Annotated in this window: 31 protein-coding genes and 1 riboswitch; of the genes, 23 read left to right on the top strand and 8 right to left on the bottom strand. The window is 40.3% G+C overall.

All coding sequences use genetic code 11. The features are described 5' to 3' along the window. The first annotated feature begins 77 nt into the window (after window positions 1-77). The gene (gene nhaC, locus EV282_RS17170; protein WP_130297121.1) at window positions 78-1,481 is read left to right on the top strand and encodes a Na+/H+ antiporter NhaC; all 1,404 of its coding nucleotides are present in this window, start codon (window positions 78-80) and stop codon (window positions 1,479-1,481) included. 43 nt (window positions 1,482-1,524) lie between these two features. Here the strand turns inward: nhaC and EV282_RS17165 are convergent, their stop codons facing one another. From EV282_RS17165 to EV282_RS17155, 3 genes are read right to left on the bottom strand one after another with little or no spacing between them, the layout of a single operon-like run. Next, on the bottom strand, window positions 1,525-3,402 hold the full coding sequence (locus EV282_RS17165; RefSeq protein WP_130297120.1) for a PTS fructose transporter subunit IIABC: 1,878 nt from the start codon (window positions 3,400-3,402) through the stop codon (window positions 1,525-1,527). A gap of 28 nt (window positions 3,403-3,430) precedes the next feature. Next, a complete protein-coding gene (pfkB, locus tag EV282_RS17160) occupies window positions 3,431-4,342 on the bottom strand; it encodes a 1-phosphofructokinase (RefSeq protein ID WP_130297119.1) in 912 nt (303 codons plus the stop codon). Then, complete coding sequence (locus tag EV282_RS17155; RefSeq protein WP_130297118.1) at window positions 4,339-5,091, bottom strand: DeoR/GlpR family DNA-binding transcription regulator; 753 nt, start codon at window positions 5,089-5,091, stop codon at window positions 4,339-4,341. Before EV282_RS17155 ends, pfkB begins: the two co-directional genes overlap by 4 nt. Window positions 5,092-5,494: 403 nt before the next feature. On the opposite strand from EV282_RS17155, the gene EV282_RS17145 reads away from it, so the two are divergent. Both EV282_RS17145 and EV282_RS17140 read left to right on the top strand, forming a co-directional pair. Then, window positions 5,495-6,319, top strand: coding sequence for an aminoglycoside N(3)-acetyltransferase (locus EV282_RS17145; protein ID WP_130297116.1), 825 nt, complete (start codon window positions 5,495-5,497; stop codon window positions 6,317-6,319). A 48-nt stretch (window positions 6,320-6,367) separates the two neighbouring features. Next, window positions 6,368-6,730, top strand: coding sequence for a YggT family protein (locus tag EV282_RS17140; protein WP_130297115.1), 363 nt, complete (start codon window positions 6,368-6,370; stop codon window positions 6,728-6,730). 253 nt (window positions 6,731-6,983) lie between these two features. Here the strand turns inward: EV282_RS17140 and EV282_RS17135 are convergent, their stop codons facing one another. After that, window positions 6,984-7,325, bottom strand: a complete 342-nt coding sequence (locus tag EV282_RS17135; RefSeq protein ID WP_130297114.1) for a DsrE family protein — start codon at window positions 7,323-7,325, stop codon at window positions 6,984-6,986. A gap of 104 nt (window positions 7,326-7,429) precedes the next feature. On the opposite strand from EV282_RS17135, the gene EV282_RS17130 reads away from it, so the two are divergent. Then, window positions 7,430-8,173, top strand: a complete 744-nt coding sequence (locus EV282_RS17130; RefSeq protein ID WP_130297113.1) for an AIM24 family protein — start codon at window positions 7,430-7,432, stop codon at window positions 8,171-8,173. A gap of 44 nt (window positions 8,174-8,217) precedes the next feature. Here EV282_RS17130 and EV282_RS17125 read toward each other — a convergent pair whose 3' ends face one another. Both EV282_RS17125 and EV282_RS17120 read right to left on the bottom strand, forming a co-directional pair. After that, entirely contained in the window at window positions 8,218-8,703 is a 486-nt protein-coding gene (locus EV282_RS17125) for an Hsp20/alpha crystallin family protein (RefSeq protein WP_130297112.1), read from the bottom strand. 12 nt (window positions 8,704-8,715) lie between these two features. Next, window positions 8,716-8,934 carry a spore germination protein gene (locus EV282_RS17120; protein ID WP_077364836.1) on the bottom strand — a complete coding sequence of 73 codons (219 nt, stop codon included), beginning with the start codon at window positions 8,932-8,934 and terminating at the stop codon, window positions 8,716-8,718. Between the two features lie 162 nt (window positions 8,935-9,096). Between EV282_RS17120 and EV282_RS17115 the strand changes: the two genes are divergently transcribed. The 7 genes from EV282_RS17115 to abc-f all read left to right on the top strand — a co-directional run bounded on the left by EV282_RS17115 (window position 9,097) and on the right by abc-f (window position 13,124). After that, window positions 9,097-9,318, top strand: a complete 222-nt coding sequence (locus EV282_RS17115; RefSeq protein ID WP_077364834.1) for a spore germination protein — start codon at window positions 9,097-9,099, stop codon at window positions 9,316-9,318. Window positions 9,319-9,376: 58 nt separating this feature from the next. Beyond that, window positions 9,377-10,003, top strand: a complete 627-nt coding sequence (gene gerPC, locus EV282_RS17110) for a spore germination protein GerPC (RefSeq protein ID WP_130297111.1) — start codon at window positions 9,377-9,379, stop codon at window positions 10,001-10,003. Next, window positions 9,978-10,148 carry a spore gernimation protein GerPD gene (locus tag EV282_RS17105; protein WP_077364830.1) on the top strand — a complete coding sequence of 57 codons (171 nt, stop codon included), beginning with the start codon at window positions 9,978-9,980 and terminating at the stop codon, window positions 10,146-10,148. Before gerPC ends, EV282_RS17105 begins: the two co-directional genes overlap by 26 nt. Before the next feature lie 10 nt (window positions 10,149-10,158). After that, window positions 10,159-10,554 carry a spore germination protein GerPE gene (locus tag EV282_RS17100; protein WP_130297109.1) on the top strand — a complete coding sequence of 132 codons (396 nt, stop codon included), beginning with the start codon at window positions 10,159-10,161 and terminating at the stop codon, window positions 10,552-10,554. Continuing rightward, complete coding sequence (locus EV282_RS17095; RefSeq protein WP_066286096.1) at window positions 10,551-10,751, top strand: spore germination protein GerPB; 201 nt, start codon at window positions 10,551-10,553, stop codon at window positions 10,749-10,751. The genes EV282_RS17100 and EV282_RS17095 overlap by 4 nt, the downstream gene beginning before the upstream one ends. A gap of 13 nt (window positions 10,752-10,764) precedes the next feature. After that, window positions 10,765-11,205 carry an Hsp20/alpha crystallin family protein gene (locus EV282_RS17090; protein ID WP_130297108.1) on the top strand — a complete coding sequence of 147 codons (441 nt, stop codon included), beginning with the start codon at window positions 10,765-10,767 and terminating at the stop codon, window positions 11,203-11,205. A gap of 269 nt (window positions 11,206-11,474) precedes the next feature. Then, on the top strand, window positions 11,475-13,124 hold the full coding sequence (abc-f, locus tag EV282_RS17085; RefSeq protein WP_130297107.1) for a ribosomal protection-like ABC-F family protein: 1,650 nt from the start codon (window positions 11,475-11,477) through the stop codon (window positions 13,122-13,124). 51 nt (window positions 13,125-13,175) lie between these two features. On the opposite strand, the gene EV282_RS17080 is transcribed toward abc-f, so the two are convergent. After that, window positions 13,176-13,370: a hypothetical protein gene (locus EV282_RS17080; protein WP_413466156.1), complete on the bottom strand. Its 195-nt coding sequence runs from the start codon at window positions 13,368-13,370 to the stop codon at window positions 13,176-13,178. 360 nt (window positions 13,371-13,730) lie between these two features. After that, window positions 13,731-13,812: riboswitch (cyclic di-GMP riboswitch) on the top strand. A gap of 151 nt (window positions 13,813-13,963) precedes the next feature. On the opposite strand from EV282_RS17080, the gene EV282_RS17075 reads away from it, so the two are divergent. The 4 genes from EV282_RS17075 to EV282_RS17065 all read left to right on the top strand — a co-directional run bounded on the left by EV282_RS17075 (window position 13,964) and on the right by EV282_RS17065 (window position 16,529). Beyond that, on the top strand, window positions 13,964-14,974 hold the full coding sequence (locus EV282_RS17075; protein WP_130297105.1) for a hypothetical protein: 1,011 nt from the start codon (window positions 13,964-13,966) through the stop codon (window positions 14,972-14,974). Between the two features lie 118 nt (window positions 14,975-15,092). Next, the gene (locus tag EV282_RS17070; RefSeq protein ID WP_130297104.1) at window positions 15,093-15,536 is read left to right on the top strand and encodes a DUF6376 family protein; all 444 of its coding nucleotides are present in this window, start codon (window positions 15,093-15,095) and stop codon (window positions 15,534-15,536) included. 129 nt (window positions 15,537-15,665) lie between these two features. Next, window positions 15,666-15,818 carry a hypothetical protein gene (locus tag EV282_RS20390; protein ID WP_156774206.1) on the top strand — a complete coding sequence of 51 codons (153 nt, stop codon included), beginning with the start codon at window positions 15,666-15,668 and terminating at the stop codon, window positions 15,816-15,818. Between the two features lie 63 nt (window positions 15,819-15,881). Next, a complete protein-coding gene (locus EV282_RS17065; RefSeq protein WP_130297103.1) occupies window positions 15,882-16,529 on the top strand; it encodes a hypothetical protein in 648 nt (215 codons plus the stop codon). A 29-nt stretch (window positions 16,530-16,558) separates the two neighbouring features. Here EV282_RS17065 and EV282_RS17060 read toward each other — a convergent pair whose 3' ends face one another. Beyond that, on the bottom strand, window positions 16,559-17,290 hold the full coding sequence (locus EV282_RS17060; RefSeq protein ID WP_130297102.1) for a Bax inhibitor-1/YccA family protein: 732 nt from the start codon (window positions 17,288-17,290) through the stop codon (window positions 16,559-16,561). 219 nt (window positions 17,291-17,509) lie between these two features. Here EV282_RS17060 and EV282_RS17055 point away from each other — a divergent pair, with 219 nt between their 5' ends. From EV282_RS17055 to EV282_RS17020, 8 genes are all read left to right on the top strand, one after another. Further along, window positions 17,510-18,343: a hypothetical protein gene (locus EV282_RS17055; RefSeq protein ID WP_130297101.1), complete on the top strand. Its 834-nt coding sequence runs from the start codon at window positions 17,510-17,512 to the stop codon at window positions 18,341-18,343. Between the two features lie 62 nt (window positions 18,344-18,405). After that, a complete protein-coding gene (locus EV282_RS17050) occupies window positions 18,406-20,037 on the top strand; it encodes a hypothetical protein (protein WP_130297100.1) in 1,632 nt (543 codons plus the stop codon). Between the two features lie 449 nt (window positions 20,038-20,486). Further along, window positions 20,487-20,954, top strand: coding sequence for a redoxin domain-containing protein (locus EV282_RS17040; RefSeq protein WP_226537141.1), 468 nt, complete (start codon window positions 20,487-20,489; stop codon window positions 20,952-20,954). A gap of 2 nt (window positions 20,955-20,956) precedes the next feature. Beyond that, window positions 20,957-21,130, top strand: coding sequence for a hypothetical protein (locus tag EV282_RS20385; protein ID WP_165389519.1), 174 nt, complete (start codon window positions 20,957-20,959; stop codon window positions 21,128-21,130). A 131-nt stretch (window positions 21,131-21,261) separates the two neighbouring features. Then, on the top strand, window positions 21,262-22,320 hold the full coding sequence (locus tag EV282_RS17035; RefSeq protein WP_130297098.1) for an SDR family oxidoreductase: 1,059 nt from the start codon (window positions 21,262-21,264) through the stop codon (window positions 22,318-22,320). Between the two features lie 353 nt (window positions 22,321-22,673). Continuing rightward, on the top strand, window positions 22,674-23,735 hold the full coding sequence (gene rsgA / locus EV282_RS17030) for a ribosome small subunit-dependent GTPase A (RefSeq protein ID WP_130297097.1): 1,062 nt from the start codon (window positions 22,674-22,676) through the stop codon (window positions 23,733-23,735). Between the two features lie 485 nt (window positions 23,736-24,220). Then, window positions 24,221-24,628, top strand: coding sequence for a secondary thiamine-phosphate synthase enzyme YjbQ (locus EV282_RS17025; RefSeq protein WP_130297096.1), 408 nt, complete (start codon window positions 24,221-24,223; stop codon window positions 24,626-24,628). Window positions 24,629-24,851: 223 nt separating this feature from the next. Next, window positions 24,852-26,045, top strand: coding sequence for a branched-chain amino acid ABC transporter substrate-binding protein (locus tag EV282_RS17020; protein WP_130297095.1), 1,194 nt, complete (start codon window positions 24,852-24,854; stop codon window positions 26,043-26,045). The last annotated feature ends 33 nt before the right edge of the window (window positions 26,046-26,078 follow it).

The raw sequence follows: 26,078 nt of genomic DNA, 5'->3' as shown, positions 1-26,078 counted from the left end.
CTCATTTACTTCAACGCATAAAAGCGTTTAAGCATGTAAGTGAACTTATGATTCATACGAACGGAGAGATACACATTATGAAAAAACAAATCTCATTACCGATAGCGCTCGTTTTATTTGTAGCGATTTTTGCTGTTATGTTTACGAGTCTTGTTTTTATAAAAGTAGAACCACATATTCCATTGCTTGCTTGTTTAGTTTTACTGTCTGCAGTAGGCGCGGCTTTTGGAGCCAGCTGGAAAACCCTCGAAAAGGGAATGTTTAACGGAATTATAGCTGGTCTTCAGCCGATCATGATTCTCTTAACGGTTGGTCTTGTTATTGCTAGCTGGATGTTGAGCGGCACAGTTCCTACGCTGCTGTTTTACGGGATGGATATCATTCAGCCAGAATGGTTCGCTGTCAGCGCACTCCTTATTACGGTGATCGTTTCATCGTTTACAGGAAGTTCTTTTACGACCGTTGGTACGGTTGGCGTCGCTCTAATGGGAATCGGCCACGTGTTAGGTGTTAATCCCGCTTTGGCAGCAGGAGCTGTTGTTTCCGGAGCATGTTTTGGTGATAAGATGTCACCGTTATCAGATTCTACTAACTTTGCACCAGGTGTAGTTGGTGTGAACATGTTCGAACATATTCGTCATATGATGTGGACAACAGTGCCGGCATTCATACTAACGGCGATTGCATTTTTTGTTCTTGGTGGAAAAGGTACGGGAGTGGCAAAATTTGATGAAATTCAGCAGATTCAATCTGTACTCTCTAATGAATTTCCGATTCATGCCGTAACGCTGATTTCACCGATCGTTGTACTGGTTTTAGCGTTTAGAAAATTGCCGATCATCCCGATTCTATTAGCAGGTGTGGTCGTTTCTATCGCGGTTTCGTTTTTCTTAATCCCAGATCTGACTGTACAAAAAGTAATGAACGTTATGCAGAACGGGTTACAGACGGAAACAGGAAACGGAACAGTAGACAGCATCGTAAACAAAGGCGGCTTATTGTCGATGATGTGGTCCATATCACTCGTGCTCATCGCATTAGGGTTAGGCGGAGTGATTCAGGCGCTTGGACTGTTTGATCTATTGTTTGGTGCTGTGAAAAACTCAGCTCAAAAAGCAGGGAAGCTTATTGCGACAACATTAGCTTCTTCAGTAGGAATAAACTTGCTTGCAGGCGAGATGTACTTGTCGATTCTGTTGCCGGGACAGGCGTTAAAAGATGCATACGTAAAATCAGGTGTACCGTTAAAGAACTTGTCACGAACAGTGGAGGATGGAGGAACACTCGTGAATCCGCTCGTTCCATGGAGTGTGAGCGGAGCATTCTTCGCGTCAACACTTGGTGTGTCAGTTATTGAATACATTCCATACGCGTTGTTCCTTTGGTTATCACCAATGTTTACATTGCTGCTCGCGTACACAGGGTGGAGCATCGGCCAGAAAAAATCATTAACTGATAAAGACGAACATGCAGCTGCATAATAAAGAAAAAGCGCTCTTTGCGAAAGAGCGCTTTTTTCATGCTTTATTCTTTTACTTCTTTCTTTAAAAGTCCAGCGATAAACGCGGTAACCGCTGCACCAATTAAAATCGCTACTACATAAAGCAGAGGATTGCCGTTTACAATTGGAATGACGAATGCTCCGCCATGTGGTGCAGGCAATCCGATGCCAAACATCATGGAAAGTGCCCCAGCGACAGCTGAACCTGCGATTGCTGCAGGTATGACACGCCCTGGATCGGCAGCTGCAAAGGGAATAGCTCCTTCGGTTATAAACGAAGCACCCATGATGTAGTTTGTTTTTCCTGCTTCTCTTTCAGCTTTCGTATACTTCTTTTTAAATAATGTTGTTGATAAGGCAAGCCCGAGCGGAGGTACCATTCCACCCGCCATGATCGCAGCATGAGGTGCAAAGTTGCCAGCATCAATCATCGCGATTCCAAATGTAAAAGCAGCTTTATTGATCGGTCCGCCCATATCGATTGCCATCATTCCACCTAAGATCAAACCTAGCAATACAAGGTTCCCAGTTCCCATTCCTTTCAGCCAAACAGTCAGTGCGTCATTCAGTGCTTTTACAGGTTCGATTACGATGTACATCATAATAAGGCCAGTCAGCAGAATACCGAACAACGGGTATAGAAGGACAGGTTTGATCCCTTCCAGAGAACCTGGTAATGTACTGAAGGCTTTCTTTAGACCAAGAACAAGATAACCAGCTAAGAAACCAGCAATCAATCCGCCTAAAAATCCAGCTCCGCCTGTTGCAGCCATGAAACCGCCGACCATACCAGGAGCAAAACCAGGTCTGTCCGCAATACTCATCGCGATGAATCCGGCAAGTACAGGAATCATTAATGCAAAAGCGTTCCCGCCACCAATCGTATTCAGTGCTTCCGCGATCGGGTGGTAAGAAGGATCATTCGGATCAAAGGCTTTAATTCCAAAAATGAATGAGATGGCGATCAAGATTCCTCCGCCGACAACAAAAGGAAGCATGTTTGATACACCGCTCATTAAATGCTTGTAAAATCCTGATCTTCCACTTTTCGATGTGCTATTTTTTTCATCTGATCGAGAGGTTCCTGTGCTTTTATAAACAGGTGCATCTTGATCAAGTGCCTGCTGAATAAGTTCCTTTGGTTTTCTGATCGCTTGAGCAACGGGAACCTGAATCACATGTTTTCCGTCAAAACGGTCCATTTCCACCTGTTTATCCGCTGCTACTATAATCGCGTCGGCTTCCTCTATATCTTTTTTAGTTAAACCATTCTTGATTCCGCTCGAACCGTTTGTTTCAACTTTTAAATTTACGTCCATTTCCTTTGCTTTTGCTTTAAGGGAATCAGCCGCCATATAGGTGTGGGCGATGCCTGTCGGACAGGCTGTAACCGCTAAGATTTTTTGACGTGATGCTGAAACAATAGGGTCTTCCTCTGTTTGCATCTCTTTCTCTTTCGCGTCAATAGCATGCAGAATTTCCTCTTTCGTTGCAGCCGTCTCGAGTTTTTTCCTGAATCCTGTGTCCATTAAAAAGCTCGAAAGTCTTGAAAGGGTAGCTAAGTGATCGTTGTTTGCACCTTCATAGGCTGCGATCATGAAGAACAAATGAGCGTTCTGACCATCCAATGATTCATAATCAATACCGTCATGAGAGCGGCCGAACGCAATTGCTGGCTGGCTGACGGCATTTGTTTTAGCATGCGGAATTGCGATGCCTTCGCCAATACCTGTTGTGCTCTGGCTTTCACGCGCTAAAATCGCTTTCTTATACTCTTCTTTATCATTTAACTTGCCCGCAGCATCCAGTTGTTCGATCAGTTCGTCGATCACTGACTCTTTCGAACGGGCTTCCAGGTTTAAGATGATGGTGTCTTTCGTAAGTAAATCTGTAATTTTCATAAAAACTACCTCCCCAAAAGGTAAAGCATTATATCTCTTTAATAGAGATTTCCTTTACTAATTTTTCAACTAGATCTTTTGTACATAGATCCTCCGAAAATGCAGTAGCACTTCCCGAAGCGACTCCGTACTTAAATGCTGATTGGATATCGTTTTGTTGGATTATCTGTGATAGAAAACCTGCAACTACTGAATCTCCTGCGCCAACAGAATTCTTCACTGTTCCAGCTGGTACATTCGCAAGAAGAGTGTGCTGTTTATTCAGGAAGATTGCTCCTTCACCAGCCATAGAAACGATGACATTCTCCACACCTTCATTCAGTAATTTCTTCCCATAAAAAACCGCATCTTCAACACTTCCAACCTTAGTTTGAAAAAGATCGCCAAGCTCGTGATGGTTAGGTTTTATTAAGAAGGGACTGTGGTGGAAGGTCTTAATAAGTGCAGTTCCTGCTGTATCTATAACTGCTTTTACTCCTTTTAGAAGACATTTTTTTGCAATCTCTCCGTAAAAATCTTCTGTGATCGATTGAGGTATACTCCCAGCTAAGACGAGAAAGTCACCTTCATTCATACTGTTAATCTTTTCAAGCAATTCTTCCTGATTAGAAGAAGAGATACTTGGTCCAAGTCCATTAATCTCTGTTTCTTTTTCGGATTTGAGTTTCACATTGATTCTCGTAAGGTCCGAAACTGTTATGAAATCATGGGTAATCGTTTCATTTGTGAGAAAATCTTTAATGAATTCTCCCGTAAATCCACCGGTATACCCTATAGCAGTACTTTCAATTCCGAGACGTTTAAGAACTCTAGAAACATTAATTCCTTTTCCCCCAGGATACATTTGGGCTGATTCTGTCCGGTTCAAATCGCCTTCTTTAAAGTCTTTTACTCTTGCGACGTAATCAATGGATGGATTGAGTGTGCAAGTATATATCATGGTGTCACAACCCTTATTTCTGTTTTATCTTCAAAGTCATAAGCAGCGTCTTCGTCCAGCTCGTTTGTTAAAATGACAGCCTCATGTAAATCAGCAACTTTCGAGAACGAGGCTTCGTTAAACTTGCTGTGATCCGCCAGAATAAAAGCTTCCTGCGAAAGAGAGAGCGCGAGCCGTTTTACTGATGCTTCCTCTGGATCTGGTGTAGTGAAGCCCGCCTCAAGGTGGATGCCGTTTATTCCTAAAAAGCATTTATCGAACCTGTAGGTGCTCAGGCTGTTAAGTGCTCCGCTTCCGACAAGTGCTTTTGTTTTTGGTTTAACGAGACCGCCGATTAAATACGTAGTGATTTGATGTTCAGTCAAGGCCTCTAGATGCGAAATGCCGTTTGTTACAACGGTTATCTCTTTATCTTTCAAATGAGGGATCATGAGGTGAGTGGTCGTTCCGGCATCAATGTAAATACAGTCGCCATCATTCACGATCGTTGCAGCAAAGTTTGCGATTTTCTCTTTTTCGGAAAAATTTCTTGCTGACTTTTCAACTACGCTTAACTCTTCACTTTTTTGGTGCAGAAGAGAAGCGCCGCCGTGTACACGTTTAAGTTTCTTTTCTTTTTGAAGCTGACTTAGGTCTCTCCGGATTGTTGATTCGGAAGAAGATGTTGCTTCGACTAGTTCTTGTATAGTAACGACTTGTTTTTCGCCTAATCGTTCAATGATTTTACGGTGCCTTTCAGGAGTTAACATTCTATAACCTCCAACAATCTTCATTCATTGACCTTAGTTTAACGTAAGCCCTTACATTTTTCAATCATAAACATTCAATTTCAACCAAAATAAATCAATAATAGTCATCGCCAAATTCATCCAATTGATTGTTATAATAATAGAAACAACATAATAAAGGGCTGATTCATAAACTTTGTTGCTGCTTGAAAGTGGTTGATTTCCGCTCCAGGTTGCTCGCTTTCCACGGGGCGGGCGGCGAGCCTCCTGGCGTTTTGCGCCTTTAGGAGTCTCACCTGTCCCGCTGATCCCGCAGGAGTCTCGCATCTTCCGCTCCAATCAACTTTTCGATGAAGGGTTTTTACAAAAATGATTTCATAGCAACAAACATATAAGAAAAAGTCTAAAGAAAAGAGTGAACAAAATGGAATTAAAAACGGATTTTCCTAAAACGAGGTCTTCTTTAGCAGAGGATTTCCGCAATCTTGGTTTGAAAAAGGGTATGACGATAATCATGCACTCCTCACTAAAATCGTTAGGCTGGGTAGTGGGGGGACCGGTTGCAGTCGTACAAGCTTTAATGGATGTAATCACTGAAGAAGGAACCCTTGTGATGCCTGCACATACGGCACATTATTCAGATCCTGCCGGCTGGCTGAATCCTCCTGTACCTGAAGAATGGTGGCCGGTTATCCGGGAAGAAATGCCTGCCTTTGATCCTGAGATTACACCGACTTATTTTATGGGAGCGATTGTTGAGGCTTTTCGGACGTTCCCTGGCGTGATAAGAAGCAATCACCCTACCGAATCTTTTGCGGCGTGGGGGAAAAATAAAGAAACAATCATAAACGGTCAAACGCTTGACTTTGCTTTAGGAGAGGATTCACCGCTTGGGAAAATGTATGAACTTGGTGGCCACGTTCTTTTAATCGGCGTGGGTTATGACTCGAATACGACGATGCATCTGGCGGAACATCGTGTTCCGAACCCAAAAACCGAAGAAAACGCAGGACCCTATTATCTTTATGGACAACGTGTTTGGAAGTCTTTTACTCAAGTTTCTTATCGTGAAGAACTCTTTGAGGAGATCGGGAGCGCCTATGAGGGAGCAGGTCACACAGTGATAAAAGGGAAAGCAGGATCAGCGGAATGCCGTCTGATTCCGCAAGTGGAACTGGTGGATTTTACAGAAAGATGGCTTGCAAACTATGATCTGGCAGGAAAGCAGCAACCAATGCTTAATTTGTAGAATTTACGGGTATCTTAAGAGCAAATCCATTGAAATGAGGGAATTGTTATGAGACGTTCCGTACCCGCAACGATTATTTCATTTATTGTAGGCATCATTCAATTAATTTTAGTTTTGCGTTTCATTTTTCAATTGTTCAACGCGAATGAAGGAGCCACATTTGCTCAGCTGATATACGGATTAAGTGAGCCACTGCTGCTGCCTTTCAAAGCTTTATTCCCGAATATCGAACTCGCGAATGGTTTTGTTGTAGAACTGTCGACTATCATAGCAATCATTGTCTATGGAGTGGTGGGCATGCTGCTTAAGCGACTTTTCACTGTCAGAAAAGAACCCGTTCACCGAGAGACTGTAGTCAGGGAAGAACCGACAACACATGAGAAGAGAATTATTGAAGAGAAGCGCAGATAAATGAGGAAAAACGCACACTCCCTACGTTGGGGGTGTGTTTTTATGTTCGTGTCCGTCTCGAGTGTACAATATTTAACCTACTTCATTTTTTTGTTCGGTTAACCTAAATTTTTGTTCGGTTAAACTCATTTTTTGTACGGTTTTGATTGGTTTTTGTCCGGTTATGAATTTCATGTATTTTTGAAAAGGAAAAATTACTTTAAAAGAAAGAGGATGGATCAAAGCATCCATCCTCAATCGATTATATTATGTATTAAGCGATCGTGATGACTTCATATTTTGCTGATAGCTCTACAAAATGCGCCATTCCTGAGATTTCTCCAGCTGCTAGTTCATTTTCAACATTATAGTGGTCGACGCAAGTTTTACAGCCGAACACTTTTACGCCTTTTTCCTCCATTTCTTTCAGGTGAAGGGAGCACAATGAACGTTCTGTCAGGCAGTAAACACCGCGATTCATAAAAAAGATAGCTGCCGGGAGATCCGCCTGCTGTTTTAAAACAGTAAAGTACGTTTCCATCACATTTTCGCCAAGGGCAGGGTCATTGCCGGTACCAAAAGAATCTGTAGTGACTAGAATGATTTTATTTTGCATAAAAAATCACGCCTCTCTTTTTTAATCATTTTATGTGAATTATACCATGCTTTGACTAGGTTAAGAGACTCTTTGGTATCCTAGTTAGGAGGAGGGACGATAACATGAATGATTCTTTATTCACCGTAATTGAAAAACAGGAAGGGCGCCGTGCCACGTTTGAAGTCCTTGAGTATAAGCATTTGCCTGTAACGAGTGCCGGGTCCAGTTCATCTTATTACGCGAAGGAGACGGGAGTTAAGCTGAAGCAAGTCCGGATTACCCTTCGCCAGGGAGCTGTTCAGGCTGAAGCAGGTGCTCTTCAGTTTATGAAGGGTGATTTGCAGCTGAAAAGCAACGCAGGCGGTGTTGGTGGTTTTATGAAAAAGATGGCTTCAAATATTCTCACTGATGAATCCTTGTTCAAGCCACTCTATGAGGGTACGGGTGAGATCTATCTAGAGCCGTCGTATGGGCATTACCTTTTAATGAATCTTAACGAAGAGGAAGTTGTTGCAGATAAAGGAATGTTTTATGCCGCAGAGCCTAGTGTGCAGCTTGGTGTCTCCAGACAAAAGCTAACGTCTTCTATAAAAGGTGATGACGGACTGTTTCAGACGAAGTTAAAGGGTTCAGGCTTTTGCGTGCTGCAAAGTCCTGTACCTCTAGATCAAATTATGAAAGTGCAGCTGAATGATGAAAAACTTCAAGTAGACGGTACGTTTGCTCTTCTTCGAAAGGGTGACATCGACTTTTCGGTCAAGCGTGCATCTTCTTCCATCGTAGGGTCAGCAACGAGCGGGGAAGGCTATTTACACGTGTTTGAAGGTACTGGTGAAGTGTGGCTCGCTCCAACGTTAGGCCGATAAACAAAGAAAAGGCTCCTCTATTCGTTAAGAGGGGCCTTCAAATTTCACTCTTCAAATTCACTGTCATTAGTATCATTTGCAACCTCAATCGGAACAGTCGGGTTAGCTGGTTCACCATTCCCCTTATTTACGGAAATCATTAGGATGCCGTTATTGTACTGAGCTTTTATATCCTCATTTCTAAACATAAAAGGCAATTGTACAAATCGTTCTGTTCGTTTCATGGACTTTCTCTCTTGAAAATGTCCTGTACGCTTATTCTTCATCGATCGGATTTCTTCTCTTTGAGCTTTTATCTGAAGCCCCTGATTTAGAACTTCAATTTGGATATCTTCAGGATTATAAGCTTTAAGATCGGCATAAACTTTATAATCTTGATCAGTCTCTTCGGTATCTACATCAAATGATATCTGGTCAGCGTAACGCTCAAACTGAGTTAACCCTTTGTTGACGAACTGTTCAAACGATTTAAGCCAGTCATCCATAGATCGGTTATTAGTGAATGGATTTAAAGGACCTCTTCCAAACATCCAGTATTCCCCCTACGCATTTCCGGCATTATTCGAATCAAAAACATCAGGATCCAACGTATTTGTAGCACTGACAACAGAGATCGTCTGTATAAAGTTCCCTGTATTCCCGCCGCCAGCGCCATTGTACCCTTTCCCTGTAGTTTTAGGGTTGATCACTAGCGTATCCCCGAAGTTTACAACCCCTTCTGCCGCATTGATGTTGATAGGTGCAACAATCAAACAGGGCACTTTAACACCTCCTTCTTATATAAAAGGTTTTACGAGTGTGACGTCGTCCCTTTGAGATAGCTTATGTAGGTAGGAGCCTAAAGGTGAATGGATGTTTTTTATCACAGGAAGATGGGCGTATGCATAGCATATGAGGAGAACCTTACAAAGGACTGAACGTGTATGCCGGCTATCGTAGGAAAGATTTCTGTAAACTCTGTATCTAGCGGTTCTGTATTTCATGTAGGTGACGTCCAGACGATCTGCCCGGTTAGTTATGCAAAAACGTATGCAGGTGCTGGTTCATTTAATACAGGTGATAATCTTCGTTTGCATAATGGCTACAACGTGACGTATACGCAAGACCCGGATGTTAATGACAACACCAACACTACAAATTTTTAAGCGATATGCAAATTCCTTAGTAAGAAGGCATACATCTTACTAAGGAGCTGATGATTGTATGAACGAGGAGAACAACTATTATTTAGTCAAGATGAAACAGATGCTCGAGGACCAGAATGACAGAATTAAAGTATTGGAACTTCAGATAAAAAAGCTTAAACAGCAGGTTAATATACTAGCTAATGAGCCTAAAACGGTAGAATACAAGTTTGATCAATTAAAAGTAGAAAAACTTGAGGGAACCCTTCATATTGGCATAGGGCATTCCGCTGAGAGCAAAGATTTAATCGAGCAATTCAATATCGGCCAGAATACGGTTCAGATGCCAGGAAAGATGGAGCGCAGTGTTATAGAAAATCCTAATTACCGTGAAATGATAAAAGCGATGGATGAATTTTTTATTAAAGAAGCTCCTGTATATCTTCAATCTCTTGAAAATAAAATAAATGTTCCGCTTGATGAAGCTTACCGTGTTTTTATTTTAGAGGATGTTCAGCGTCAAGTTCCAGGAAGAATAAAGCATTATCTTACAAAATATGAGCCGAAAGATGAGAGGGGCCGCAAAGATATCCTTGAAAAAACGAAAGAGGATATCTACCGGGGGATCGAAACATTCATCGTGCACTTAAAAGATTCAAAGAATGACGGAGGTGGAGAGAGTGAAATTTTGCGTAACCAACCATGAGCTGTTTGTTGGTGAGATCAACATCATCGGAGTGGGTCTATCCTCTGTTGTTTTAGTAGGAGATGTTGACTGTATCAATCTTGGATCAGCGTTTGACACTCCGCCTGAGTCGCTTGTTTTAGGAACATCCCTCGTTCCGCTATAGGGGTGAAAAAATGTATAGAACATCTGCAGTAGATGAAGTAATCGTAAATTCAGTTGCCTCTTCTTCTATTATCCAAACTGGGGATACAGAAAAAATACAATGTTTTTCTGCTGCTCTTGCTATTCAGAGAGAGCGTACTGATTTCGGAAGATTTGATATCCCATTAAACAAGTATGATATTTTTTCGCAGCCTGTCGTAGTTCCTGTTTGTCCAGCAGTTCAGATTAAGAAAACGTTTAACGCATGCCCTTTTATTAGAGTAGGCAGAATTGATATTCTCGGTGTATCAAGTTCATCTCTTCTGCATATAGGTTCAGTTAATGAGATGACCCTGCAATCCCGTGTAAAGCATATTCGTAACTTTCTTAAAAATCCTTATCCAGAAATTGAGGAGGAGGAATCATGAATCTGTTTGTCAGTCAGACGATTGTAATTCAGCAATTAAAAGTGGAAGGCATTCAAAATTCCTCAGTTCTCCAGATCGGCAGCGCTGGCGTTATCCAACCGGTCTCGCAATTATTTAACACAGGCGGTCATATAGGTCCGGCTCCTCAACTTCCTGATCCTGATCTTCCTTCAGTTCCTTTAGGGCCGCCTTCATAAGAGGTGAATAGGAATGGACACTTGGAAACAAATGATGGACTGGAAAAGGATGGCGGAAGAATACTTTGGTGACCAGTTCTTTGCACCGAATCAGGCACCGAGTTCTGAGATAAGGAACGAAAATCCGCTTTGCAACATATACGAAACACCTCAGGAAATCTGCTGTGTGCTTGCGTTGCCAGGATTACACCGCACGGATGATGTAGAAGTCCTCGTAGATCCATTCAAACTGACGGTCCAAGGAAAATTATCCATTTCTCTTGATTCCTATCGCTTGAATACCGAAGAGTTTCAGCTTGGTGAATTTAGGCGGGAGATCACACTTCCTGTCCGGGTGCACCAAGATCCTGTTCAAGCGCATTACCGGAAAGGCCTGCTTTTTATCCGGATGCTGAAAGATACAAGACCTGGTGCCAATCAAAGAAAAGTAAATCTGCATTGGGTACAGGAGTGAAAAATGACGCTTGACGTTTGTTTAGGTTATCGCTTACAATTTAGAAAAATAACGGAAGGAACAGGTGTAGACGTCCAATGAGCAATTAATCTTATTTTAGCCATTTACTTGAATGATTAAAGTAGAACGCTAGATAGGATTTCTCTGCCCATTTTTAGGACTCAACTGCATGCCTGTTTTTTTGTTGCCAAAAAACCGTTTATTTGCGCGGTAAGTACGGTGATATTCGGCGTGGGCAGACCTCTCTAGTAAAACTAGGAGGTTTTTTTATGCTTTTATTAGAATCAATCGGACTTGAAAAGTCATACAAAGGAAAATTAATTTTAAAACAAACAGAGCCGTTTCAGCTCTTTAACAAAGATCGTATCGGATTAGTAGGACTGAACGGAACAGGAAAATCAACATTCCTAAAGCTGCTTTCTTTGATGGAAGAAGCTGATTCCGGATTCGTTCAGCACTATGGCACGTTCGCTGTAGTCAGCCAGTTTGAAGAAGGTGCACAAACGATTACAGCAAGAAGTGAAGGCCAGTGGAACCTTAAAGGGAAAAGCTATGAAACAATGAGCGGCGGTGAAAAAACGCGTACTCAGATTGCCGGAGCTCTGGAGAAGCAACCGGACATTCTTATTTTAGATGAGCCGACAAGTCATTTGGATGTTAACGGGATGGATCAGCTGGCAAAAGTTCTTAATCATCATAAAGGCGCTGTATTGCTCGTATCCCATGACAGAACTTTTCTTGATACGGTGTGTACAAAGATCATTGAGCTTGAGCAGCAAACTTTTACGTTGTATCACGGAAATTACACGGAATACCTTAATCAAAAAGAACAAAAACAAGAGCGTCAGCAGTTTGAATATGAGCAATACACGAAAGAAAAAACGAGACTGGAGAATGCCGCTAAGGAGAAATCATCGAAAGCGAAGGGCATGAAGGATAAACCGGCTCGAATGTCTTATAGTGAAGCGAAATTAGGAAAGATGAAGGTCAAAAGCGCAAAAAGGTCGTTGGAGAAGGCTTCTAAAGTTATTGAAAAAAGAATCGAGATGATGGATAAGAAAGGAAAGCCAAAAGAGCAGCCTAAAATCGATTTTGATATTCAGCAGTTTTCAGTCATCCATGGCAAACAAGCGCTGGCTGTTAAACAACTTACAGTTGGGTTTGAAGAACGTCAGCTGTTTACTGACCTAACTTTTACAGTAAAGCCCGGTATGAAGGTTGTTTTAACAGGTAAAAACGGAACCGGAAAATCAACCCTATTAGAGAATATAAATAGAGGGAATGACCAGATTGAAAAATCGAAGCAGCTCAAGATCGGCTACTTTCATCAGCATTTAAATATCCTAGATGAGTCAAAAAGTATTTTAGAAAATGTCATGGAAAACAGCTTATATGAGGAGACATGGGTAAGGACGATATTAGCGAGGCTTTTATTTAAACGTGAAGATGTATTTAAAAAAGTAGAAGTACTAAGCGGTGGAGAAAAGATGAAGACCGCTTTAGCAAAGCTTTTCTTAAATGATTATAATTTGTTATTGCTTGATGAGCCGACGAATTATCTGGATTTGTTTACGAGGGAAGCATTAGAAGAAGTCTTGATAGCCTATCCGGGTACATTTATCCTAGCAACACATGATAGAAGGTTAATGGAAAAAGCAGCAACACATGTTTTGGATCTTCAGCCTCCAAGAGCTTATTGGTTTGAGGGAAGCTATGAAGAATATCTTGAAAATAAGAATGGCGATAAAAAAGGAGGTCTAAAAACCACGGATCACAAAGATCATTTGCTGAAGCTGGAACTTGAAATGACCGATTTAATCGGACAGCTTTCATTAAGCTTGAATGATGAAGAGAAGATGAGACTTGATCGGAGATATCAAGAAGTCTTAAAGGAGATCAGACTTATAAAGGCTAAATAAAATTGGAAAATAAAAAAAGGATGTCCGAATGTAGGGCATCCTTTTGTTTCTTTATTTATCTTTTTCTTCTCTTTCACCAGCAATAGTTGGCGGTTCTTCTTGAGAGGTAATATCAGTATCATATCCAATCTGTCGAAGATCTTCAGTGTCTGCCACAGTACCGCCAGCCATTCCTTCGTTAATCATTCTATCGATATCCAAGTACAGTTCGTCTTTTCCTTCATAAGCTTTATCCTTATTACTCATTCTCTTCATCCTTTCTTATTTATTAAAGGCTGTTTTGTAAACTTTGATGTTTTTGAAAGTTGTTGATTTCCGCTCCAGGTGCTCGCTTTCCGCGGGGTGTGCGGTGAGCCCACTCGTCGCTTTGCCTCCACCTGTCTGCTTCAGAGAAGTATTCTTGCTCCTGCGTTTACAAGTAAATGCTACCGAAGTGAGCTTCCTCGTCGCATGCCTAACGAAGAAGCTTCTCATGTGGTAGGCACGCACCTTGCGCTCCAATCAACTTGTCAATGAAGTTTCTTTCATAAGTAACCATCTTTTAGAAAAGATCCTTAAATATAGAAAAATATATTGTTGTTTTAGATTTTTGTTATTATAATTGAAATTAATGGAAGCGTGGAAGCATACTTTTTATTTGGGCATCTATAAGTATGTGGAGCTAGTGATGCAACCGGCCGGCATAAAGAAGATCTGATCTTCTGTTGTGGGCTTTTTTATTTTGTCCAAAAACTCAGGAAGAAAACAAAAATTACGGGAAAAGGGAGGTTTTCAAGCTGGTAAATCACGCTGCACAGGCATTTTCATATGATCGGGGAAACCATTTCGCTTATGGGCATTTGAAAAAGAATTATCATGTAAAAAAGACTCATCATCTTGAAGCCGTTCCTCCCGAGAAACTTAAAAAAGAAAATAAAAAAGAAGATTATTTTGAAAAGAGTGTTCACGAAAATAAACCTTTTAAAACGTATACCAGGAAAGATATAGAGAAACATCATCAAGGAGCAAAAGAAGCGGAACGGATTTATAGCAACTGGAGGCATGAACTAGCGGATAGCTCCGCTGACTTTATCCATTCTCTTAAAAGTGAGCTGAAAGAAACTCCTGAAAATAGTTTAGATACCTTTAAAGAAGAAGTTTCTGAGTCACTTGAAAAGTTTTTGCTCGGTTTGAAGAATGACCTTGAGGCATTGCTTGCGGACTCTCCGCATGGTCAAGCGAAAAAACATTTAAAATCCGCTGATGGAATATTAGAGACAGTCAGGGAATTATTATGGAACCAAATTGAAGATATCGTTAAGGAACATATACCTGGAAAACCGGGAAATCAAAACGGGGAAAGTGATCCAACGAGTGAAATAGAGCTGCCGATTGAAGAAGGAAACCCGCCCCTGCAAAATCCTCCAGCAACTAATCCTTCAGGGAACAATCCTGTAGTAACCCTTACGCCAAACCAGGTGTTTTCTTCAGGTTCGTTCAAAATGGAGGTTAGAGTCGGAAGCCTGACTTCAGAAATAAAGTTTGCCGATCCTAGCAAAAAATCAGAAGGAACAACCATGTTTTATATCGTGGACGGATATGGAACGAGAAAAGCAGTGGATATTAAATTTTCTAATGATACGGTTCAGAAGATTTTTGAAGATCGTATTAAGGATTCCAAAGTTTATAAAAAAGAAATTTCACTGGAACGTTTTAATGCCGTATTGAAAAAAATCGAAGCTTACATGAAGGAACTATCTTCTATTAATCCTGACCGGTTAAAATCAAAGGTGTATGGTGAGAAGGAAAAATTAAAACTTGAAAATGTAATCGATAAGTTCACTGATCTTTTTTACTCATTAAGAAAGTGATGAAACTTAATGCATCACGAATCGTATAAAACAATAAGCAGAAGTCGAGACGCTCAAGAAAAGGGGCGTTTTTTTTAATTCAAATCCATTCCAAATATTAAGGAAAAAGGAGAAAAAAATGAAAAAGACTTTGATGGCCGCTTTATTATCAATCACGGTATTAACAGGTTGTTCGGCAGTGAATGAAGTCACGAATGGTCTGAACTATGTACCTGAAGCTACTGAATATATTAACGATGTACAAGATTTTTCAAAAGAGATTTCCGCAATTGCAGAGACGGCAGTAAACGACCCGAAAGCGAGAGAGGAACTTGAAAAGCTCTTGGGAGATATGAAAGCAGACATTAGTGAGTTCGCGGATTTAACACCGCCTTCTGTGTTTGAAGATGTTCACAATCAGGTGATTGAACATAATAATCAGCTTCAAGAGGGAATTGATAAATATTTAACAGTGATAAAAGATGGGGAACTGAACGCTGAGCTGCTCGAACAAAGCGGTCTGCTGGATGACATCGCTGTTTATAATGATCTATTATCACAAATTAAAAAACTAGGCGAATAATTTTTAGGACAGCTGCGATCTTGTAGCTGTCTTTTCCTAACCCTCTCATGTTTTTTTATTTTTCATGTTACAAATCGACTATTTTCGGGAATATGACAGTGAGAAAAATGGCGAGGGTGGGTATAAAGCATGAATGATTATCATCTTAAGATTGAAGATTACTTGCAGCTATTAAAAAGAAGATACAAAAAGGGAAGGCTGCAGGCAAAACAATACCGTAAAAGAATTGAGCTTATCAACATGTGGCACATTCGCGGTGTTGTTAAAGTGCCGAAAGAATAATTTAAGTAATTAAAGATACATGTCGATAAAAGTATAAACACGACTAGACTTGGCAGGTGCAGCATGGATCCCATATACAATACATTTAAACAAGCTGAGCATTCAAAATATGATTATGTTTTTCATATTGCGTTTGCCGTTCTTCTCTGTTTATATAGTTTTCTTTTACTATTCGCAAGCAAACTGCTGGGTTCTCTGTTTTTTATATTTGGTGTGATTTTGCTAGGGTCAACGGTTTGGAAAGGGATCAAACCCTTTTTTTCAATAGCAGGAGTAATCCTTATGTTATGGCTGCTGTTTTATAGCAGAATTCTTTGGATGGATGCTCTTCAAGTCTTGCCGGTATTTTTTTATGAAATCTTCCAGGCTTTATTTTTTCTTGAGTCTGGAATTGGAATAGCCCTTTTATATCGTTTAGCTGTAAAAACAGCCCCGCTCTCTGGTCCGGTGAGCAGACACATCATACATGGGATGTATTTTCTGATTGCCATCCTCTTGATGCCCTATACATTAATCTATAGCTATGGAGCATTTATGCAAGGTGATCTAAACGGGTTGTTCTGGTCGGTTCTTATCCTCGTTCTATGGGGGATATTATATACTGTTCAGCTTATTGCTCATGAGAATAAATTTATGAGATTTGGTTTATTTGCCGTTAATATCTGCATAGGTGTTTGGACGATTAACAGATGGATAATGATTCTTTCATAAGAAAAGAGAAGCCCGCGGGCTTCTCTTTATTAGTTTCGTCTGATTTTTGCCAATAGATGAAGAATCTCAAAGTATAACCAAACTAATGTTACCATCAAGCCAAATGCGCCGTACCACTCCATGTATTTGGGAACACGCTGGCTTGCTCCATATTCGATAAAGTCAAAATCAAGGACTAGATTAAGTGCTGCTATGACCACGATGAATAGACTGATACCAATACCGATGGGTCCTGAACTATGAAGGTATGGAATATTGATCCCGAAAAACCCTAATATGAAACTCGTAAGATAAACAAGCATAATGCCAGCTGTTGCCGAGAAAACAATCAACCTGAAGTTATGTGTAACTTTAATGATTCGAAGCATATAAGCGAGCAGCAAGGCAAATAACGTACCAAACGTTAAAGCTGTAGCCTGCATTGTGATCCCATTAAACTGAGCTTCGAAGCTTGCTGATATGCCGCCTACTGCCAAACCTTCCAGAGCAGCATAGACCGGTGCAAGCAGCGGAGCAGTTCTAGGAACAAAGGCAATGATTAATGCTGAAATGAGTCCCCCAATCACCCCGATCATGATTAAATGGCTTACTGGTTCTCCAATATTATATTGATGCCAAGTATAAAAGGAAGAAGCCATTAAAATGACCAGTAGAATAAATGTTTTATAAACGGTTCCTGATAATGTCATCTGTTTGCTGACAGATGTTCCTCCGAATTTATTAAAGGTTGTACTCTTTAAAGCAGGATTCGCACTTCGCATAACATACACTCCTTTATTTTCTTTCAACTAACTATACGATATTTTTATTGTAAAGTTTCGTGTATAAGCTATTTACTTGTCTCCAATTTAAGACACAAGTCCCTCTTGATATTTTTTGAAATTGTGGTTCTTTAGGAAGTAATGACTATTTTGGACAAAGACCGACAAAAAACACATAAATTGGATGTATTATATACATGAAAGAAGGGAGGTGAATTTGTGCGAATTCCAAGCATTATTATGCAAGGTTTGATCGCAGGTGCCATCCTTTTTATTCCTAATGAAGTATTTGCCGAGAAAAATAATGAAGAGAAACAAAATTCAGCAGCAGAACAAAAAACTCAGAATCAATCAGACCTTAAACAGGAAAATGCAAAAGTTGATATTCCTGAACGAGAACCTCAAAAGGAAAATGTATTAAAACCCGAAGTTTCTGAAGCTTCACCGAAGAAATTGAAAGGGGATACATCTAACTATCATGGTTCGGAGAAAAGTTATGAAGCCAGAGAAAAGAATGCTGCTGCTGAAAAAAGCAGATCTTCTCAGCAAACAAAATACTCGAACGGACTAAAAAAATCAGTTCCTCAAGGACAACTCAAAAAGAATGTTCCAATAAATCAGCCTGAGAAGAAAAAGGCTGAAACATCAAAGTACGTACATACAGAAACAATTAAAGACCAATCAGTACTGCCTAAAGTTACGGCAGAGGAAGAGCAAAATAAGAAGCTTTTTTCATCAAAAAGGAAGAATAAAGAACAGCAACGGAAAAAAGTTGTATCAAAACTTCCGAACAGGCTTCCTTCTAAAGAGCTTCCTCAACAGCCGGATTCTAAGGCAATACCATTAACTGCGGGACAAAGCTCTTCTCATTCATCGTCCTCTAAGGATGCTGGAAATGGGGGGCTGCCATTAGCCAATGTTAAGGCTAATTTGGTCCTGCCGCTAATCTTTGCTGATAGTGAAAAAGTTTCTGTGTATTTTAGCAGAATGGACCTCTTGAGAAGTCAATGGGTGAACGCACCGCCATCAATGCCACCGGAAACTGCTCTTTAATTTTTCATGGAGATATTGGATAGTTTTAAATCAACCATTTGAAAATTAAGGAGCGAATTATAATGAAAAAAGTCAACCGTACATTTGTAAAATCTTTAGTATTTGCTGGAACATTAACTCTTGCGGCAGTTGTAGGAACAGGTGCTGCTGAAGCGGCTGGTCACAAATCTGAGCATGCGATTAAAGCACAAAGCTCTCAAGGACAAGTACAAGCTAAGGATGAGAAGTATGCAAAACCATCTAAAGTTACTGTGAAAGTTCAAAAACCAGTTAAAGCTGAAAAGCCGGTTAAAGCTGAAAAAGCACCAAAACCTGCAAAAGCTGAAAAACCTGTTAAAGATAAGAGTCACTCTCAAGGTGCAGAGCATGCAAGTGAAACTGCAAAAAAGCATGCTGCTCCAAACTCAGCCATTCATGCTGGTCCCATTGAAAAAGAAGAGCCAGTAGTAACGGAGCCTGTAACAGAGGAACCAACTGAAGTTACAGTTCCAGTTGAGGAAGAAGAAACTGAAGTGATCGAGATTGAAATCCCTGAATCAGACAGCGATGAAGGTAAAACGGATGAAAATGTAACTGAAGAAGAGGATGCAACTCGCAACGATGAAGACACTGACGTGGACTCTGGCAAAGAAGCAGTGAAAGAAGACGATGATGACTCTGACTCTGATGAGATCCAAGAGGAAAATGAAGATAATCCGGTAAAAGAGGAAGAAGACACAGATGTAATCGCTGACGATGATGCAGTGAAAGAAGATGAAGATGATTCTGAAGATGCTGATGATGTAAAAGAAGATGATTCTGACAAAGAAGAATCTGAAGATACAGAGGAAGTAAAAGAAAACAAATCTCTTCAAAACAAGATCAACTCTAATGCATATGAGCGTTCAAGTGAAAACGCGAAGCTGCACGCTGCACCAAATGCTGCTGTACACGCTGTAGATACTGAAGAAGAAGTGACTGAGGAAGCTCCGGCGACTGAGGAAACAACGACTGAAGAAGAAGTGACTGAGGAAGCTCCAGCAACTGAGGAAACTGCAACTGAAGATGAGGCAACAGAAGAAACTACTGAAGAAGTTGAAGAAGCAAAAGAAAACAAATCTCTTCAAAACAAAATCAACTCTAATGCATATGAGCGTTCAAGTGAAAACGCGAAGCTGCATGCTGCACCAAACGCTGCTGTTCACGCTGTAGATGCTGAAGAAGAAGCAACAGAAGAAACAACAGAAGAAACAACAACTGAAGAAGAAGTGACTGAAGAAGCTCCGGCAACAGAAGAAACAACGACTGAAGAAGAAGTGACTGAAGAAGCTCCAGCAACAGAGGAAACAACAACTGAAGAAGAAGTGACTGAAGAAGCTCCAGCAACAGAGGAAACAACGACTGAAGAAGAAGTGACTGAAGAAGCTCCGGCAACAGAAGAAACAACGACTGAAGAAGAAGTGACTGAAGAAGCTCCAGCAACGGAAGAAACAACGACTGAAGAAGTAGCATCTGAAGAAGTTACGGCTCTTTTAAACAAGATCCGTTCTTTAGCAGCAGAGCACGCTAGTGAAAATGCGAAACTTTATGCAGCAATCAATGCAGCTATTCTAGCAGTTGAAGATGTTTTAGAAGAAGATGCTCCTGAAGTTGTTGAAGTACCAGCAACTGAAGAAGTGACTACAGAAGAAACAACTGTAGTAGAGGTAAAATAATATTTTTGAAAGCCAGGGGAGTGTCCTCTGGCTTTTTTTGTTTAGTCGAAGTGTCAATAAAATAACCAATTTGGTGAAAATAATGCTTAGATTCTTTAATATAACACCAAGAAAGGTGAAATTATAATTGTTTTTGGTGAAATTAATCCCAATCGGCCCTTTCGTAATCTTCAAAATGCCAACAATACCGGTTAATGATCACTTGACGCCAACCAAGATACACAATTTCTTAGGGGGTCATCTCTTTTTATGATGCTTTTTAGCTCATTTTCTTCTAAATAGGCTACATCTTTAAACGTTATCTAATTTATTCATTTTTAAGAATACCTCATCAATCATGGAGACAAGCTCTTTCCCTCCTGCATACATTAAAGAATAACTTTATATTCCAACGTTTTCTTTTAAAGGAACAGGGAACTATATTCTTGAGAACTAAGGAGGTGGGTTAGTTGTTAAATACGGGCGATCGAGCACCAGATTTCACGTTGCCATCCACGCTTCAAAAAGATATTTCTTTAGCCGATTTCAGAGGCAATAAAAATGTCCTTGTAGCGTTCTATCCGCTGGACTTCACACCTGGCTGAATAAAGGAAATCACCTCTTGGAAAGAGGATTATCAGCGTTTTAAAGATGCGAATACAGAAGTGCTTGCGATAAGTGTGGATCACATTTATTCCCATAATGTTTTCTCTGCTAGCCTTGGAACACTTCCTTATCCGCTTTTAGCCGATTGGCATAAAAAAGTGACTAAAGCTTTTGGTGTATTAAACGAAGAGAATGGTACCGCAATTCGTTCTTGTTTTGTGATCGATCAAGAAGGTATTATTCGCTACTGCAATCATAAGTTTGATGCTAACGAAAAGCTACAATATGAGGAAGTATTTAAAGCTTGTGAAAACTGTGGAAAGGATGAATAGCATTGGACAAGGAACATGAATCGGAAAAGCGACTTGAAGATCCGACAGCACATGCTGAAAAGGAAATTAATGAGTTTTTCTATGGTGAAAATCGGGAAGATGATGGTCATCCTACGGACTATATGAACAATGAGATGCCAGCAGTAAATATTGCGAAATCTGATGATGAAAAGTAAAGCTACATGTTGTGGCTTTATTTTTTTGTGGAAGCAGTACAAAACCCTATGAATACAGCGCCATCTTTAAGATGATGTGTTACTATAGAAGAGAAAATATGCTGATATAGGAATAGGAAGGAACCGGCTTAATGAATATATTTCTTACCGGAGCTACCGGTTTTTTAGGTGGACGCTTAATTCAAAACTTGTCGCGTGAAGGACATACGTTATATGTACTGGCGCGTAATATAAAAAAAGCAGAGCAGCTTCTTCTAAAGACAGCTGATCTTAAAGGCAATATTCATATTATTAAAGGTGATATTACAGTTCCTGATCTGGGTATGAACAAAGAGACTCAACGGGAGCTTGCGAATAAGATTGATGTTTTTTATCATATGGCCGCACTTGTTAAGTTTGATCTTGATCTGAAAGAAGAACTTTTTCAAATAAACTTTTCGGGCACTAAATATGCTTTAGCGGCAGCGGAAAAGATGGGTGTTTCGCATTTTTATTATGTGAGTACGGCTTACACATTAGGAAAAAATGAATTTGCAAAAGAAGAGCTTCATTCGATAGACCGTTCGTTCAATAATCCTTACGAGGAAAGCAAGTGTAAAGCTGAACACCTCTGCATGGATTATAAGAAATCCTTCAACGTAACCATCTTGAGGCCTGCCATCATTATCGGCGATTCAAAAACCGGTGAAGCTGATTCGAAGTTTACTCTTTATGGATTAATGAGAAGTCTGGAAGTTTTTAAAAAGAGATTTCAGCGCAAAGGACTGGGAGACCGCGTTTTTCACCTATTGTGTGAGGAAGGAAGCACGCAGAATCTCGTTCCTGTAGATTATGTGGCTGATGTTTTATCAGATGTACTGCAAAAAGGAAGAGAAGATAACATCTATCACATTACTAACAGCAATCCTCCGTTAAGTGCTGATGTGTTTCAAATCATGAGAGACAAGGCTGACCTCGATCTTTTCAAACTTGCTCCATATGATTATGAGTCAAATCTTAATGAAGAAGAACAGCTGTTGAACAATGTTGTTGATGTATATAAGAACTATTTGAATCGCAACATCGTGTTTGATGACTCTAATACACAGGAGCTGCTTAATACATTAGATAAAATGCCACTCCAAATGGATGAAGAGATGATTAAAACCATTATTAAAGGCTATCATGAAAGTTCTTCAATAACAAAATAATCTGAATGCATCTATTTACAAAATATGCATATACTGGTATAGTGGGAAAGTAAACTATTTTATCAAAACCCAAGGAGGGATGTATGATGAGACAACTTAAAGGATTGACTTCAGAGAGTGTAGTGTTTCTTGTACAGCCTATTGGGACAATGAAGGATAGCAGATAAAGTTTATTTGATTTGTGATTTCTGCGATTAAATTTGTCATTTTAACCATGGGCTGTGCATTCAGTTCATGGTTTTTTATATGAAAAAGAGGTTTTTTTGTGCACCTCTCTTTCTTTTAAAGAACCGTTTACTGCGGTTCTTTTTTATTACAAAAAATTAGACAACATTTATTCGGAGGGTATTACATTGAATTTAAAATCACTAGGTTGGAATCAAACATTTGAAGAAGCATTTAAAGTATATGAAGATCAAGCACTTGTTCCTGGCAGGATCAGCGTTGAACATAAAGGTCTTTATGACGTTCTTACTGAACACGGAGAACTGCTTGGAGAGATCACAGGGAAAATCCGATACAACGCTGCTGGAAGGCACGATTATCCCGCAGTTGGTGATTGGGTTGCTGTTTCAGCTGTTCCTCAAGAAGGAAAAGCTTATATTCATGGAATCTTGCCTCGAAAGAGCAAGTTTTCAAGGAAAGCAGCGGGTATAACGACAGAAGAACAAATTGTAGCGACTAATGTAGACACTGTATTTTTAGTGAATGCATTAAATCAGGATTTTAATCTGCGCAGATTGGAGCGCTATTTATTGATGGCATGGGAGAGCGGTGCAACTCCAGTTATCGTTCTAAGTAAAGCAGATCTTTGTGCGGATGTTCAAACGTATATAGATGAAGTGGAGACAATTGCCTTTGGAGTACCCACTTTTGCAGTCAGTGCGGAAAATGGATCGGGTCTTGATGCACTATCCTCTTTTATAAAAGAAGGAGAAACAGTCGCATTATTAGGGTCCTCCGGGGTTGGGAAATCAACACTCGCCAATAAGCTTTTTGGTCAGGAAGTATTGAAGACGAACGATATTCGTGAAGAAGATGGAAAAGGAAAGCATACGACGACTCACCGGGAGCTACTCGTTCTTGAAAACGGCGGAATACTGATCGACACACCAGGAATGCGTGAGCTGCAGCTTTGGGAAGGTGACAGCAGTTTAAGCCAGAGCTTCCAGGATATTGAGGCATTTGCAGAACAATGCCGATTCCGTGACTGTACACATAATAATGAACCGGGCTGCGGCGTCCAGGGTGCTATTGCATCCGGTGAATTAGATGAAGAACGGTATAATAGTTTTTTAAAACTTCAGCGTGAACTCGCTTATTTTGCCAGAAAAGAAGATCAAAAGCTGGCTCTTGCAGAAAAAGCTCGCTGGAAAAAGCTCGCAGGTGACCGTACGAGAGTTCATAGAAAATAAGATAAGCAAATCATCCCCAAAAGGAACTGTCCTTTTGGGGATTTTTTATTTTTACGAGCGGTTTCTGAGATTTACGAGCGGTTCTTGAGATTTACGAGCGGTTCTTGAGATTTACGAGCGGTTTCTGAGATTTACGAGCGGTTCTTGAGATTTACGAGCGGTTCTTGAGATTTACGAGCGGTTCTTGAGATTTACGAGCGGTTCTTGAGATTTACGAGCGGTTTCTGAGATTTACGAGCGATTCTTGAGATTTACGAGCGATTCTTGAGATTTACGAGCGGTTCTTGAGATTTACGAGCGGTTTTTGAAATTTACGAGCGATTCTTGAAATTCACGAGCGATTCTAGAACTTTACGAACGATACCGGACATTCTCAAGCTATCATTAAAAACTGCTTTTGTAATCATCCTTCTATACAATTTCCGATATAAAAAGGTTTTTGTTAGGGAATCATCAAATTAAGTAGTGTAGAGGAGGGATAGGAAGTGGCTCAAACGTTTACGATTCAAACACACCAGCGTGACGAAATGTATGAGATTACGAGTTCACTGCAAGCGTATCTGGAGGAACAGCGAGTAAAAGACGGGGTAATGTATGTGTACTGTCCGCATACCACCGCTGGCATTACGATAAATGAAAACGCAGATCCTGATGTTGTGAAAGACATGTTAATGAGGCTTGATGAAGTGTATCCATGGGAACACCCAAAATATCGGCATGCTGAGGGCAATTCAGCTTCTCATTTAAAAGCCAGCACGGTTGGCTCTTCGCAGGTCGTGCTAATCCAGAATGGGGAGTTACTGCTTGGAACATGGCAAGGCGTTTATTTTTGTGAATTTGATGGACCGAGGACAAGAAAGTATCACGTGAAAATACTAACGAATCAAAATTAATAAATGAAATCCGCTGAGTACATTTCAGCGGATTTTTTCTTTTTTCGTACTAAAGTTCTAGCTGCGGAATGTAAGGGATTTTGTTGAACATTAGGGAAAACTTTTAAATTTAAAATAAAATATCTATTTTTTCAAAATTTTAGTTGTCTACCGTCACGGATTCATGTACTATTTTTTTAAATAGTTGCAATTATCAAAATATTCTTACGAGGGGGATTTCTAGGTGGGGATTAAAAAAGGGTTAAAAGTATTAGCAGCTTCTGCATTGTCTTTAGGACTTTTAGCAGGCTGTAATGCTTCAGGAGGATCAGGCGGCAGTGGTGGAGGAAGCGGAAAGGTTATTAAAATTGCAACACAGACTCCATTATCAGGGGGAAGTGCAACACTTGGAGAATCTATTAAACTTGGTGCACAGCTTGCTCTTGAAGAAAACAAGAAGAAGTTCGAAGACTTAGGGTACAAGCTTCAGCTTCAGCCATATGATGATCAAGCTGACCCTAAAAAAGGTGTAGCTAATGCCCAGCTTATCGGTTCTGATAAATCCATCCTTGGGGTAGTCGGCCACTTGAACTCAGGTGTTTCTATCCCGTCATCTGAAGTGTATGAAAAGTACAAAGTTCCGATGGTCTCTCCAGCTAATACAGCTACGGAAGTAACAGACCGCGGACTTAAGACAGTAAACCGTATCGTTGCACGTGACGATTTCCAAGGTCCTGCAGGTGCAGACTTTGCGATTAATAAATTAGGAGCTAAAAAGATTTTCGTTATCCAAGACAAAACAGCTTACGGAACAGGTCTTGCTGACGCGTTCAAAAAAGCAGCTGAGGACGCTGGAGCTGAAATTCTTGGATATGAAGGGATTACCGTTGGAGAGAAAGATTTCAATGGTGTACTTACACAAGTATTGTCAAAGAAACCTGACTTAGTATTCTTTGGCGGACTTTATACAGAAGGCGGCCAGCTGATCCGTCAAGCACGTGACAAAGGGATCAAGATTCCTTTCATGGGCGGAGATGGAATGGACTCTTCTACTCTAGTTGAAATCGCAGGCGACGCTGTACAAAACGTATACTATACATCTGTTGCGGCTGATGCGAGCAAAACTGATGAAGGGAAAGATTTCTCTTCAAAATACAAAGAGAAATTTAACAAGAATGTAGAATCTTATTCTGCTTATGGCTATGACTCTATGAGCGTTTTATTAGAAGGGCTTGAAGATGCAATTGAAGGCAATGATGGAGATCTTCCATCCCGTGAGAAAGTGGCCGAAGCAATCCGTAAAATTCAAGATTTCCAAGGTGTAGTAACAAAAGTCGGATTCGATGACAAAGGTGATAACAAGTTCGCTAAAGTATATATCTATAAATTCAGTGAAGCTAAATATCCTGGAGTTCAAGAAGGCGAAATCAGTAAGTAAACCAACGTTTACATGAGAGGGAATGACCCTAAT

It is taken from the genome of Fictibacillus sp. BK138 (assembly GCF_004216955.1).
GTDB lineage: Bacteria > Bacillota > Bacilli > Bacillales > Fictibacillaceae > Fictibacillus.
This window is presented reverse-complemented; position numbering and strand designations above follow the sequence as displayed.

Coding starts and splice junctions, on each gene's coding strand:
- nhaC (WP_130297121.1), top strand. CDS start 78: ATGAAAAAACAAATCTCATTACCGATAGCGCTCGTTTTATTTGTAGCG.
- EV282_RS17165 (WP_130297120.1), bottom strand. CDS start 3,402: ATGAAAATTACAGATTTACTTACGAAAGACACCATCATCTTAAACCTG.
- pfkB (WP_130297119.1), bottom strand. CDS start 4,342: ATGATATATACTTGCACACTCAATCCATCCATTGATTACGTCGCAAGA.
- EV282_RS17155 (WP_130297118.1), bottom strand. CDS start 5,091: ATGTTAACTCCTGAAAGGCACCGTAAAATCATTGAACGATTAGGCGAA.
- EV282_RS17145 (WP_130297116.1), top strand. CDS start 5,495: ATGGAATTAAAAACGGATTTTCCTAAAACGAGGTCTTCTTTAGCAGAG.
- EV282_RS17140 (WP_130297115.1), top strand. CDS start 6,368: ATGAGACGTTCCGTACCCGCAACGATTATTTCATTTATTGTAGGCATC.
- EV282_RS17135 (WP_130297114.1), bottom strand. CDS start 7,325: ATGCAAAATAAAATCATTCTAGTCACTACAGATTCTTTTGGTACCGGC.
- EV282_RS17130 (WP_130297113.1), top strand. CDS start 7,430: ATGAATGATTCTTTATTCACCGTAATTGAAAAACAGGAAGGGCGCCGT.
- EV282_RS17125 (WP_130297112.1), bottom strand. CDS start 8,703: ATGTTTGGAAGAGGTCCTTTAAATCCATTCACTAATAACCGATCTATG.
- EV282_RS17115 (WP_077364834.1), top strand. CDS start 9,097: ATGCCGGCTATCGTAGGAAAGATTTCTGTAAACTCTGTATCTAGCGGT.
- gerPC (WP_130297111.1), top strand. CDS start 9,377: ATGAACGAGGAGAACAACTATTATTTAGTCAAGATGAAACAGATGCTC.
- EV282_RS17100 (WP_130297109.1), top strand. CDS start 10,159: ATGTATAGAACATCTGCAGTAGATGAAGTAATCGTAAATTCAGTTGCC.
- EV282_RS17095 (WP_066286096.1), top strand. CDS start 10,551: ATGAATCTGTTTGTCAGTCAGACGATTGTAATTCAGCAATTAAAAGTG.
- EV282_RS17090 (WP_130297108.1), top strand. CDS start 10,765: ATGGACACTTGGAAACAAATGATGGACTGGAAAAGGATGGCGGAAGAA.
- abc-f (WP_130297107.1), top strand. CDS start 11,475: ATGCTTTTATTAGAATCAATCGGACTTGAAAAGTCATACAAAGGAAAA.
- EV282_RS17080 (WP_413466156.1), bottom strand. CDS start 13,370: ATGAGTAATAAGGATAAAGCTTATGAAGGAAAAGACGAACTGTACTTG.
- EV282_RS17070 (WP_130297104.1), top strand. CDS start 15,093: ATGAAAAAGACTTTGATGGCCGCTTTATTATCAATCACGGTATTAACA.
- EV282_RS20390 (WP_156774206.1), top strand. CDS start 15,666: ATGAATGATTATCATCTTAAGATTGAAGATTACTTGCAGCTATTAAAA.
- EV282_RS17065 (WP_130297103.1), top strand. CDS start 15,882: ATGGATCCCATATACAATACATTTAAACAAGCTGAGCATTCAAAATAT.
- EV282_RS17060 (WP_130297102.1), bottom strand. CDS start 17,290: ATGCGAAGTGCGAATCCTGCTTTAAAGAGTACAACCTTTAATAAATTC.
- EV282_RS17050 (WP_130297100.1), top strand. CDS start 18,406: ATGAAAAAAGTCAACCGTACATTTGTAAAATCTTTAGTATTTGCTGGA.
- EV282_RS17035 (WP_130297098.1), top strand. CDS start 21,262: ATGAATATATTTCTTACCGGAGCTACCGGTTTTTTAGGTGGACGCTTA.